The organism is Pseudonocardia sp., from assembly GCF_029263155.1.
Classification (GTDB): domain Bacteria; phylum Actinomycetota; class Actinomycetes; order Mycobacteriales; family Pseudonocardiaceae; genus Pseudonocardia.
In genome coordinates, this window is record NZ_JAJCYB010000084.1 from 1 (window position 1) to 12,147 (window position 12,147).

Here is a 12,147-nt window from a genome sequence, read left to right on the forward strand (position 1 = left end):
GGTCGACCGCATTCTGGAGATCGCCGAACTCCTCGCCCAAGCCTCCGGGGGCCGCCTCGAACCACCCGTCGTCGCGGTCCTCGACGAGGCCGCGAACAACTGCCCGATCCGCGCCCTGCCCCAGCGCTACAGCCACTACGGCTCCCGCGGCATCCAGGTCCTCACCCAGCGGCAGAGCGACCAGCAAGGCGCCGGCGTGAGGGGTGAACAGGGCATGCAGGCCCTCGGGTCCGCCGCCACCATCAAGCTCGTCGGCGCCGGTGTCGACGACCACGCCTTCCTGCAGAAGCTCTCCGGCCTGATTGGCGACCACTACGTCGAGCGGATCTCCACCAGCGTCGACCGCAGCCGTCACTCCCGCCAGTACTCCCAGGCCCGCGAACCCGTCATGCCCCCGTCCGCGCTGCGCGCGATCCCCCGCGACCAGGCGGTGCTGTTGTCCACCGGGCGCCGGGTCGGGCTGGGCCGGCTGCACCCCTGGTACCGCGAGCACGACCACACCGACATCCACGAGTACGCCGACACCGCGCTCACCGAACTGCGTCAGGCCGCCGCCGCCGCGCTCGGACCCAACAACCCGATCAACCGCCCGGCCCCGGCCGGCCCAGCCACGCACAGCTTCCCGACCCCGCGAACAACAGGAGCCCGACCATGACCACGTCCGACACGACCGGCCCCGAGGAGACCACCCAGCCGTCCGGTGAGCGACTGATCGCCGAACTGTGTGCCCGTGTCCAGGCCCTCGAAGCCTGGCGGACCCACCAGTCCGACCTCCTCGACGAGCTGCTCAACGGCGTACCCGTCCCGGAGCCCGCCGTCGAGTCGTCCGAGGACGGGGACGACGAGCTCGACGTCGACGCCCTGATCGTCTGGGTGCACGACACGATCACCTCGATGATCGCCCGCCCGCTGCGCGGTGAGCTGATCTGGTGCCCGCTGTGGTGGGAACACCCCGAGGCCGTGTTCCGCCTCGAAGCGCTCCGGCGGGCCTGGACCGAACTGGCCCCCGAACCCGGAGCCGCCATGTCGATCTGGATCCGCGACCACCTCGACCCCTGCCTGCGCGAACTGCTCACCCCGCTGGGCCCGTTCGCCGACTGCGCCCACAACGAGCGCTACCGCAGCCTCAGCGGGCACACCCCGATCGCGACCCTGCCGACCCGGACACCCGAGTGACGGCGTGCGCGCCGTCCTCATCACCGGCGGCGGCCTGGTCGCGGCGCTGCTCCTGCCGCTGCTGCTGATCGCCGGGCTGCTCGGCGGGCTCGCCGCGGCACCACCGGCCAACGCGGTGAACGCCGCCGCCATCCCCGCCCTCGCCGCGGAGCACCTCGAGACCATCGCGACCGTCACCGCCACCGCGTGTCCGGAACTCCCGCCGCTGTGGGTGATCGCCCACGTCCAGGCCGAGTCCAGCTGGAACCCCGCCGCGTTCAGCAGCGATCGAAACGGCGGCGCCGCCGGGCTTTACCAGCTCAACGAGGCCAGCTGGACCGACGCTGGCGGTGCGGCCTGGTCGGCCAGCCCACCGACCGCCGACGCGGACATCCTTCAACCCGACGAGCACCTGCGCCGCGCGCTCCCATGGGTATGCGCCAACCTGCGCATCGCCGCCGCGCACCTGCAGGCCACCGGCAAGCCGACCAGCGCCCTCGACGGCATGCTCGTGTGCCACATCGCCGGCTGTGGCCGCCTCACCGGCTCGGCCACCGGCATCCCCGCCGCCGGTGAAGCCGGCTGCAACCGCACCTGCGCCGACGTCATCGCGAACTACCTCAACCGCGTCCACACTCTCGTCGCGCAGTACGGTGCCGCAGCGGGGCCGGTGTCCGTGGAGGACCTGCCCGCGCCCACGCCGTTCGAGGGCCCCAGCGCGCTCTGCACAGCCGATGACCCCACCGGCGGCCGCTGCCTCACCCCCGCCACCCGCCACGCCCACGACGAGATCGTGCGCGCCTTCGGCCATCCCGGTCCCGATGCACCGGTCCGCTCCGCGGGCTGCTGGGACGAACACGCCTGGAACCCCGACAGCGACCATCCCCGCGGCCAGGCCTGCGACTACTTCCCCGCCGCCGCAGGCCAGTTCCCGCAGGGCCAGGAACTCCAGAACGGATGGCGGCTGGCCACCTGGCTCCGCACCCACGCCGCCGCCCTCAAGGTCAAGTACCTGATCTGGCAGGGCCGCTTCTGGTCACCCGACACCCCCGACACCGACGGCTGGGGCCGCCCGTACACCGGCGGCGGCGTCTACAACCCGGCGGACGCCACGGGAGGGCACTTCGACCACCTCCACGTCAGCTTCCGGGAGTGATCAGAATTCCGTCGGATGCATGATCCGTGCATCTGACGCAAGCCCTCGACCTGTCAAGCTCACGTCTGCTTCGGCCAGCGACTGGACGGCGGTGTGGAAGTCGGCTGCTCGGCACTCCGCCCGGCCAGACGGTCCGCCTCCAGCGCCGCACTGAGCACGAAGCACGGCCACGGCCCACTGCTTGTTCCGCAGGATGTGCAGTGCCCGTCCGCTCGCCGCCGGTGCTTGGCCCGCACCCGCTGCACCGACCCGGCGTCAGCGCCGATGAGCCGGGCTGCGAGGACGAGAACGGTGTCGGCGGGGTCGGCTGGCGCTGGCACCTACCGAGCGTGCGCGTCCACATTCGCGACGAACAGGGCACGCCTTCGGGCATCGTCGGGCATTCTGTGACGCAACCGCACGGGGCACGCCCGACCAAGGGAGGCAGCGTGGGGGCGAACGACGCCCTGAGGGCCGCGCGGCTGTCCCGCCCGTCCGCGCTGCTCGACGGCGAGCCGATGAGCCGCGGCGAGCTCGCCGACGCCGCCAACGCGCACCTGTGGCAGACCACCCACACCCGCTACGCCCTCGACGCCCACACCATCGCGCGCTACGAACGAGGCGTCGTCCGCTGGCCCAGCGCCGCGTACCGGTCGGCCCTGCGCGCCGTGCTCGGCGTCGACACCGACGCCGAGCTCGGTTTTCGACCCACCCGACGCGGCCGAGCCGGCCCCGATCTGCCCGGACCGGACGGTGACGCGCAGGCTACTGACGTGCCGCTCGATCGCCGCGAGGTCCTTCGCACCGGACTCGCCGGTCTGGCCGCCGTGGCGGTCGGCGGCGGCCGCGGCCACGCCTCACCAGCGGACTACCGCCGGGAGCTGGAACACCTGCAGCAGCTCGACCGCGCGCAAGGATCGGACCGGGCGCTCGCCGGTGTCCTCGGCACGCTGACCTCGATCACCACCGCCCTGCGGGCCAGCCAAGGAGCCGACCGCGTATCGCTGCTCGGGATCGCCGCCCGCTCGGCCGAGTTCGCCGGCTTCCTCTACCGCGACCTCGGCGACCGAGTCCGCTCCCTCCACTGGCACGACCGGGCGATGGAATGGGCGCAACAGGGTGACGACGTCGCCATGCAGTCCTACGTCTTGCTACGCAAGGCGCAGGCCGCCTACGACGAGCGCGACGCCCGACGGATGCTCGACCTGACGATGGCCGCAGGTCGGGGGGAGGACGCACTCGGGCCCGGGCTCCGCGCGGAGATCCACCAGCAACGCGCCAGGGGCGAGGCGATGCTCGGCGCCACGGACCGGGACGTGCGGCGCCGCCTGGAGGTGGCCCACGATCAGCTGAGCGGGGCGACAGGGCGACAGGATCCAGACGAGCCCGGCATGCACTACAGCGAGAAGCTCCTCACCCTGCAGACCGCGGTGTGCCTGACCGAGGCCGGGCGACCTGCTGAGGCCGTAGTGCTCTATCAGCGCATCCTCGCGGACGGGATCTCCTCGGCACGCGACGACGCGTACTTCCGAATCCTGCTGTCCACCTCGCTCGCGCTGTCCGGAGAACCGGACGAGGCAGCGCGCACCGCATGCGGCGCTTTACCGGTGGCTGTCGCGACCCACTCGCGACGCAGCATCGGGGAAGCCCGTTCGTTGCTCGGCGCGCTGCAACCCTGGCGACAGCGCTCCCAGGTCAGGGCACTCGAAGACGCGCTCCGCACCGCAGCGCAACCATCACCGTCGTAGCCACTGCGCGGTCTCGTCGATCACCGAAGCCTGCCAGCGCAATGTCTGCGGCTGCCGGTAGCCGGGGTCGTCGTGCACCGCCAGCCCGTGCTGCGCGCCGTCCAGCTCGAGTAGCCGAGCCGGACCACCCAGGGCGGCGACGGCGGCCCGCGAGGACTCCACCGGGATGAAGGTGTCGTGCGTGCCGTGCACGATCAAGGTCGGCGCGGTCACGTTCGGCAGCTCCGCTCTGCTGTCCCACCAGAAGACCTCGTTGAGCAGTCCGCTGCCCAACCGGAAAGACGGGGAGTGCGCGACGTACCGATCGGTCGCCAGCCGTTCCGCTGCCGGCTCGTCGATCCGGTCGCCGCTCCAGTACTCCTTGTCGTCGACGAACCGCTTCTTGTAGTCCAGCAGCGGGTTGAACAGCACCAGCCGGTCGATCAGCTGCGGGTGCCGGGCGGCCAGGACCGCGCACACGCCACCGGAGAAGCTCGCGCCGAGCACGCCCACCCGGTCCAGGGCGGCGATCGACGCGAGGTGGTCGGCCACCGCGCGAATGTCGTTGCCGACCCCAGCCAAGGTCAAGTCCTCCTGCCGACCTCCGCTCGCACCGTGACCACGCAGGTCGAACCGCACCGACGCCACCCCGGCCGCAGCAAGACCGTCGGCCAGCCGGACGAAGAACCCGCCCTCATCACGGGTGACGCCGCCACCGTGGACCAGGACCACGCCGCGTTCCGCGTTCGTCGGGACCGCGATGTCCGCCGCCAACCTCGTCCCGTCGAGGGATCTGAGGAACGTCGTCGATGAGGCCATGCGCTGATCCTGCCCAGACGTGCGTGCCACCGGCAGGCCGGGGAGGCCCGGCCGCCCACTCGTTGCAGGCGCTCCAAACATGAAGACCACGGAACGACCACGGAGCGACCACTCGGGTCGTGGGACATCCGTCCTTCGACCACGCAACCGCCCACCCGCAGCCGTAGGACGGAGGTCAGCACCGGATCCGACCCAACGGGTCCTTCCACGATCGGAGGTGGCGGCGCATGGACGTTGCGGAGCAAAAGCTCGAAGTGATCCGCAAGCTGCTCGCGAAGGCCGAGCGCGCGGCGACGCCGGACGAGGCGGACGCCTACAACACGAAGGCCGCGGACCTGATGGCGCGCCACGGCGTCGACGCGGCGATGGTCGCCGCCGCCGGAGGCGACACCCGCGACGTGATCGGGAGCCGCCGCATTGCGATGACCGACCCGTACTCGACGGAGAAGGCGACGCTGGCCGGCGGCGTGGCCCGAGCGATGGGTTGCCGCGTCGTTCGGCACCCCGGGTGCAACCGGGGCCAGACCGCAGCGGTGACGGTAATGGGGTTCGAGACCGACCTGCGCCGGGTCGAGCTCGTGTTCACCTCGCTACTGCTCCAGGCGACACGGTCCGTGGTGCGTCAGCGACCGCCAGGATGGTCGGGCGAGTCGACAACGGCGTTTCGCCGGACGTGGCTGGTCGGGTTCTCCTCAGAAGTCCACCGCAGGCTGGTCGCCGCGGAGCAGGGCGCGGTCCAGCAGCACGACGCGCGAGCCGCCACCGGCAAGCCGTCCGCAGCGCTGGTCCTCGCCGACCGCCGGTCGCTGGTGGAGAAGGCGTACGACGAGCGGTACGGACACCTGCGGGCATCGCGCCCGCGGCGCCTGTCCGGAAGCGGGTACGCGGCCGGCACGGAAGCCGGGCGGCGCGCCGACGTGGGCCACACCCGCCTCGGCCCGTCCCGCCGCGCCCTGGATCGCGGGTAGCCGGCCCGGGTTGTCCACAGTTGGCGCTTTCGCGTTGCGCGTGTCGATGCTCGACGTCGAGCGTTGACCGATGACGTCGCTTCGTACGACCCTCTGTTTGTCGCTGCCGATCATCATCGCGCTGATCTGTGCGGGGTGCTCGCCCGCAGCATCGTCCTCGGGCGACCTCGACATCCGCGCCGGATGCGCCGTCGTCACGGCAACATCCACGATGGCCGCGGCGCAGGTCGTGGCGGACGTGAGGGCGACGGGTTGCCGCGACTCCGACGGCCGCCCGCCGTCCCGCGACGACACCGTCGACCGGCTCGCTGAGGCTGTGTGGCGATCGCTCCGCCTGCCGGTCGACGCGCTCCACGTCCGGGTGCTCGACTCGACCGATGCACACGACGACTCGGCGACGGTCCTCACGAGTGAGGAACTGGAGGCTCGATTCGGCCCCGGCCCGCCCGGCGTAGTGTGGCCCGTGCTCGAACGCGGTGCCACCGACGGCATCTGGTTCATGCTTCCTGTTGCCTACGTGATCGTCGGACTCGGCATGGTGCGGCTCGTGCGGCGCGCAGGCGTAGTGGTCGTCGTCTTCCGAACATGAACGCACGCCGCCACGTCGCACTGATCGCACTACCCGTGATCGCGACCCAATATGGGGCGAGCCCGCCCTCCCGAGGACGACGCTCGAATGCGGCCACCACCAATCCGTCGTGGAAGCCGCATGCCGTACCGCATGCCATCCTCGATCGTCTGGTGAACCTCGCGGGGCGTCGTGCCGTCGACTCCGACGTGTCCGGCGGCCGCGGTGTGCAGGGCCATGCGGGCGTCAGCTTCGGAGAGTTCCTCACCGCCGACCAGGCGCCCTAGAGTCCGCGCCGCCCTGAGCAGGGTGTGGTGACGAGTGCCGGTGCACGCGGCCGCCACCAACTGCGCCTCGCGCTCGACGATCGCGCGCACGTAGGCGCTGGCCCGCGCGGGTGTCAGTTCGGTCCGGTTGACGGGTGTCGGCAGCGCCCGCGGGATCAGGGCGCGAGCGAGCCATGCGGGCAGTTCAGCGACCGAGGCATGCCGCTCCACCCGGTAGGAGCCCTGCTCACGGGCCGAGCCGGCGGCCACGACGTAGCCACCGTTTGTCGTTGCTTTGCTGCCGTGTCTCGTTTCTCCGTGGGCCGGGGTAGAGCGTGCGGGCGAGTTCAGGCACGTCGGGCGTCGGCTGTAGGTTCCGCCGATGCTGTTGATCGACTTCTCGCCGCGGGGCTGGGAGTCCTGGGACGTGGGGCGCCGGCCGCTGATCCGCGAGGGCATGCCGGTCCTGGTGGATGACGATCTGCGCTTCGAGGACGGTCCGGCGCACCCGCGCCCGGCGGTGGTGGTCAACCGGTGGCTGCGGGAACTACCGGTGAACGGCGCTCCGGCTCGACGGACGTGGCGGGTCTACGCGGAGGCGTTGCGGGCGTGGCTGGAGTTCCTGTCCGAGCGGCGGGTCGCGCCGTTCGGGTCGCGGGAGGAGCTGCGGTCGGTGCTCAGCGCGTACGCCGGCTACCGGCTCAGCGAGTCGCCGCAGCATCGCTGGGACGGCTCGACGTGGAACCTGCACGTCACTGCGCTGTCGTTATTCTACGAGTGGGCGCAGGACGAGGGCTGCGCGGCCGCCGGGCCGTTCAGCTACTCGACCGGCAGACGGATCACCGACGGCGCGGTGTGGACGCATCGTCGCAATCACGCCAAGCTGCGCCCGGCGAAGCGCCACGCCCAGATCAAGTACCTCGAGCACGACTTCGCCGCGCTGTTCCTGCACGCGCTGGCCGGGCTGAACCCCGACGGCAGCCCGGACGAGGCGTATCGGGGCCGGGAGCTGGGCCGCAACGCCGCGGTGGGCCGGCTGGCGCTGGCCAGCGGGCTGCGCCGCCAAGAGCTGACCCACCTGCTGGTCTACGAGATCCCGCCGTTGCCGACCCGGCGGTCTGCGGTCCCGGTGGCGTTCCCGCTGGGACCGGGCACGACCAAGGGCAGCAAGCCCCGCACGACCTGGGTCGATCACGACACCCTGGTCGAGGTGTGGAACTACGTGCGCCTGGAGCGCGCGGCCGCGGCGGGGCGCGGCGGGTGGCAGCCACCGGCGCAGCTGGGCGAGCCGCTGCGGGTGCGCGACCCGGACTGGGAGGGCGCCCTGATCAACGGGGTGCGCCGCTCGTGGCGCACGCTGACCCCGAACGAGCGGCTGCGGCTGGTCTCCCCGGACGGCGCGGCCTGCCTGCTCGCGGTGCGGTCCAGCGGAGCCCCGTTCACCGACTGGGCCACGGTGTTCCGGCGCACCTCGCAGCGGATCCGGCGGCGGTTCGAGCCGCGGTTTCCGATCGTGAGCCCGCACCGGCTGCGGCACTCGTTCGCGATGCACACCCTCGAGCAGCTGATCTGTGGCTACTATCAGCAGGCCGCGGCGCTGGTCACGGATACCGGCGCGGACGCCGCGATGGCGCTGTATCTGACCAAGAGCGACCCGGTCACGGTGCTGCGCGACCTCATGGGTCACTCCTCGGTGACCACCACGCAGGTCTACCTGTCGCGCCTGGACATCACCCGGGTCTACCGCGACGCCTACGCCGCCGCCGCGCCCGACACCGGCAAGCTCGGCGACGAGGTCGGCGCCGAGCTCGCCGCCGAGTTCGACGCGGGGCTCGACGACGAGGCGAGCGGATAGATGCCGGCGGAGGTGATCGACGCGCCGCTGACGGTGCGGTTCTCGTTCCCGGGTGGCCGCAGCTGGAGCGCGCGGCTGGACGGGCTGCCGAACCCGCGGCTGGCGCTGGATCTGGCGCACGGGATGGTGATGTGCTTTCACCCGTACGGGCGGGCGAACGCGACGCACACCGCGCGGCACTACGTCGTCGCGTTGCGCAACATCGTCCGGGCGCTGGCCGAGGCCGGGTTCAGCGGGCCGGCCGGCGAGCTGACCCGGCCGATGCTGCTGCGCTACTGGATGAGCCACAGCTCGGGTCTGGAGTTGGTGACCCGGGGGTTGTTGCGCGGGTGCGACGCCGCGACCGGCGCGCTGCGCCCGGAGGTCCGCGAGCACCTGTCCGGGCGGGCGATCCACGCCAACCCGAAGAACAGCAGCTACCAGCCCTACACCGACACGGAGTGGGCCCGGCTGACCGGCTGCTGCCAGCACGACGTCGCGCACAGCTGGGCCCGCCACGCGGCCGTCCTGGCCGCCGCCGGCCGGGCCGGCGATCCGAGAACGGCGGGGGTCAGCGAAGACAGCCTCGGCTGGCTCATGCTGCGCCGCGGCCCGCTGGACATCGGCGAGGTCAAGGAGCATCTGCGCGGGCACGTCCCCACGATGCGCCGACACGATCCGGCCGGCCGGGAGGGGTTCGACGCGCTGGTCGGTGCCGCGCGCGAGGCGCTGTTCCCGACCTACCGCACGCAGACCGCCTACCGGCTGCTGTTCGGCGTCTACACCGGCATCGTCCCGGACGGGATCGACTCGGTGGGGTTGGGTGACATCGACTGGGCCGGTGATCACCGGATCCTGCTCGACTACGTCAAGGGCCGGACCGGGCCGGAGGGGCTCGCGCTGCCGGTCCGGGCGGTCCGGCTGCTGGCCCGCTGGTTGGAGCACTCCGCGCCGCTGCGGCGCGTCGCCCCGCCACACCTGCAGAACCGGGTATGGCTCGCCGCCCCGGCCCCCGGTGGGCGCTCCGCCGCCGGCGCGCGCGTCGCCGCGCCGACGGGCCACGAGATGGTCAACCGCTGGGCCGATCGGCATGATCTGCGCGGTGACGACGGCGCGCGGCTGGCGCTGCACCGCAGCCGGATCCGCACCACCTACCAGAACGTGCTGGCCCGGCGGGGGTGGACCGGCCGCACCACCATCGACCCGAACCACACCGCGCGCGTCGAGGGCGACAACTACCTCAGCGCCACCACGCTCGGCCAGCGCGACGCTCTCGAGTCGATCGTCGAGGACGGGCAGGCCGACCTGCTGCGCAAGGCGCTGCCCCCGGTGGTGCTCTCCGGCGACCAGGCCGTCGAGCTGGTCAACGACTTCCCGGACGCGGTGTCCCGGCTCGGGCTGGACGAGGGTGTCCTCGCCGAACTGGTCGGGGGGCGCCGCGACGTGTTCACCGCCGCCTGCGTCGATCAACTCGCCGGTCAGCACGGGCCGAAGGGGGTCCCCTGTCCGGCGCGGCCGTGGGTGTGTCTGCTCTGCCCGCTGGCGGTGTTCCTGCCCCGCCACGCGCCGAACCTGCTGCGGCTCAAGGCCTACTTCGCCCGCCAGTTCCGGCAGATGCCCACCGAGCAGTTCCTGCGTGTGTTCGGCCCCTACGCCGACCGCCTCGACAACGACATCCTGCCCCGGCTGCCGGCGGCCGTCCTCGCCCAGGCCGGGCGGCAGGTCCGCGACGCCGACGCCGAGCTCCCCCTACGTCCCGAGGAAACCACGACCTGATGTCCATCCCCGTGAGCGCCGCACTGAGCGAACCGCTGGGCGCCGTCGCGGCCACGGACCCGGCTGCCGTCGGCGGCGGCGCGCCGTCGGTGTTCGCCGGCGCCGACGTCTGCCGCACCGCGGGCCTGACGCTGCGGCCCGGGGCCGTCCGCCCGGTCTACGACGACGAGCGCTGGGACTTCGGCGGCCTGGCCGACGCCCCCCAGGAGATGACCGAGCGGGAGAAACTGTGGGACTTCTCGGCCATCGACAACCCGCGCTGGCGGCCGGTGATCAAAGACCTGCTGCTGGGGTTGCTGGCCCCACACGACGAGCGGGTGCTCACCGTCCCGGCGGCGTTTCGCACCGTGCGCAGCCCGCGCACCTGCTACCTCTATCTGCGCCGCGCGATCGCCTGGTGCAACTGGCTGACCGCGCACGACGTCACCACGCTCGGCGAGGTCACCCAGGCCCACTGCGAGGCGTTCCTCGAGCAGCACTCCTGGAGCCACCCGGAGACCGGCCAGTCGCGCCGGCGGCTGGCCCGCTCAACGACCTCGAACCTGGCGAAGGCGATCCAGGTGTTGGCCCCCTACGGGCCGCTGTTCCTCGCCGACCGCTACCGGCCGGGCTTCGTCCCCTGGGCCGGGCGCACCGCCAGCCAGGTCACCGGCCGCAAGGCCAACATCGAGAACTCCACCCCGCCGGTTCCCGAGCACATCTTGGCGCCGCTGCTGGCCAACACTCTCTACCTGGTCGAAACGGTCGGGCCGCACCTCGCCGAGGAGCACGACCGGCTGCGCGCGAGCCCCACCGAGGCCGGGTTGTCGAACGCCGCGCATTTCGGTGCGGCGCGCCTGGCCCGGTTCGAAGCCGCCGTGGACGCGCTTCGCTCCCGCGGTGCGCCGCTGCCTCGGTCCTCGGAGGCGATCGTCGGTCAACGGCTGGCAGCCGGGTGGGACCCGCACGACCCGCTGCTGCGCGTGCACGTCAACCTGATCGCGCGCCAAGCCCGCATCCGGCGGCTGCCGGCGCACCAGCTGCCCCAGATGCGCCCGGTCCTGCACGCCGCGGTTGCCGAGGTTGGCGTCGCCGGGTGGTGGGGACGCGACGCGGCGCCGGTCCCGCGCGCGGATACCGGCGAGCCGGTGGCCTGGACCGAACCGTTGACCGCCGAGGAACTGCAACGCGCCGTCGGCTACGTCCTTCTCGCCGCGCAGATCCTGACCACGGCCACGACCGGGATGCGCCGCTGCGAGCTGATGGAGATCACCGCCGGATCGCGCCTACCCGCCCGCGAGGTCCACGGGGGTGGGCGGCGGTTCCGGCTGGCCAGCAGACTGATCAAGCATCAGCGCTTCGGCGGCATCCCGGACGAATGGGTGGTCATCGAGCAGGTCGACCGGGCCGTGGCGCTGGCCGAGCGGCTCACCGGTGCCGCCCCCGGCCAGCCGCTGTTCGGGGCGGTGCTCATCGGCACCAGCTACCACAACCTGCGGGCGTGGCTGACCGAGCCGTTCGCCCGCCGGCTCGGGCTGGCCGCGCTGCCAGCGGGTCCGGTCAACGCCCGGATGTTGCGCCGCACGCTGGCCCAGGAGATGGCCAAACGGCCCGGCGGCCTGCTCGCGGCGAAGATCCACCTCAAGCACGTGTCGGTGGCCACCACCGAGGGCTACGCCCACCGTCCCGGCGGTTCCCAAGCGCTGTTCCGCGCCGAGGTTGAGCACGCCGAACACCAGCATCACCTCGAGCTGACCGTCGCGGCGTTCCGCGACTACCAGAACTCTCAGGAATTGCATCAGGCGGGCGGCGAAACCGCAGGTCGGCTGGTCAGTATGTCCTCGGAGTGGCTTGTCTCGGGCCGCTGTCACCGGCCCCTTGACCTGCCGATTTGATCAGTGGCGCCCGTCTGGTGCATGA

The 12,147-nt window shown here is 72.3% G+C and carries 10 protein-coding genes and 1 pseudogene; 9 read left to right on the forward strand and 2 right to left on the reverse strand.

What is annotated here, in order from left to right:
- The 4 genes from Q1K26_RS17425 to Q1K26_RS17440 all read left to right on the forward strand — a co-directional run.
- A partial coding sequence (locus Q1K26_RS17425; protein WP_300013738.1) for a TraG/TraD/VirD4 family protein occupies positions 1–655 on the forward strand: 655 nt, incomplete at its 5' end.
- On the forward strand, positions 652–1,176 hold the full coding sequence (locus Q1K26_RS17430; protein WP_300013740.1) for a DUF4913 domain-containing protein: 525 nt from the start codon (positions 652–654) through the stop codon (positions 1,174–1,176). The genes Q1K26_RS17425 and Q1K26_RS17430, both read left to right, overlap by 4 nt.
- Positions 1,177–1,180: 4 nt before the next feature.
- Positions 1,181–2,311 carry a hypothetical protein gene (locus tag Q1K26_RS17435; RefSeq protein WP_300013742.1) on the forward strand — a complete coding sequence of 377 codons (1,131 nt, stop codon included), beginning with the start codon at positions 1,181–1,183 and terminating at the stop codon, positions 2,309–2,311.
- Positions 2,312–2,739: 428 nt separating this feature from the next.
- Complete coding sequence (locus Q1K26_RS17440) at positions 2,740–4,038, forward strand: XRE family transcriptional regulator (protein ID WP_300013744.1); 1,299 nt, start codon at positions 2,740–2,742, stop codon at positions 4,036–4,038.
- Here Q1K26_RS17440 and Q1K26_RS17445 read toward each other — a convergent pair.
- Positions 4,027–4,836 (reverse strand): alpha/beta fold hydrolase, encoded by an 810-nt coding sequence (locus tag Q1K26_RS17445; RefSeq protein WP_300013745.1) that lies wholly within the window; start codon positions 4,834–4,836, stop codon positions 4,027–4,029. The two genes, Q1K26_RS17440 and Q1K26_RS17445, sit on opposite strands and share 12 nt — an antisense overlap.
- Before the next feature lie 227 nt (positions 4,837–5,063).
- Here Q1K26_RS17445 and Q1K26_RS17450 point away from each other — a divergent pair, with 227 nt between their 5' ends.
- Positions 5,064–5,804: a DUF2786 domain-containing protein gene (locus Q1K26_RS17450; protein ID WP_300013747.1), complete on the forward strand. Its 741-nt coding sequence runs from the start codon at positions 5,064–5,066 to the stop codon at positions 5,802–5,804.
- Between the two features lie 211 nt (positions 5,805–6,015).
- Positions 6,016–6,393 carry a hypothetical protein gene (locus tag Q1K26_RS17455; protein ID WP_300013750.1) on the forward strand — a complete coding sequence of 126 codons (378 nt, stop codon included), beginning with the start codon at positions 6,016–6,018 and terminating at the stop codon, positions 6,391–6,393.
- A 29-nt stretch (positions 6,394–6,422) separates the two neighbouring features.
- Here the strand turns inward: Q1K26_RS17455 and Q1K26_RS17460 are convergent, their stop codons facing one another.
- Entirely contained in the window at positions 6,423–6,908 is a 486-nt protein-coding gene (locus Q1K26_RS17460; protein ID WP_300013753.1) for a hypothetical protein, read from the reverse strand.
- Between the two features lie 1,243 nt (positions 6,909–8,151).
- Here Q1K26_RS17460 and Q1K26_RS28790 point away from each other — a divergent pair.
- The 3 genes and pseudogenes from Q1K26_RS28790 to Q1K26_RS17475 all read left to right on the forward strand — a co-directional run.
- Positions 8,152–8,352 (forward strand): annotated as a pseudogene (locus Q1K26_RS28790) (integrase); the annotation flags it as partial.
- Positions 8,353–8,493: 141 nt separating this feature from the next.
- A complete protein-coding gene (locus Q1K26_RS17470; RefSeq protein WP_300013759.1) occupies positions 8,494–10,248 on the forward strand; it encodes a hypothetical protein in 1,755 nt (584 codons plus the stop codon).
- On the forward strand, positions 10,248–12,122 hold the full coding sequence (locus tag Q1K26_RS17475; protein WP_300013762.1) for a hypothetical protein: 1,875 nt from the start codon (positions 10,248–10,250) through the stop codon (positions 12,120–12,122). The genes Q1K26_RS17470 and Q1K26_RS17475 overlap by 1 nt, the downstream gene beginning before the upstream one ends.
- Positions 12,123–12,147: the final 25 nt, after the last annotated feature.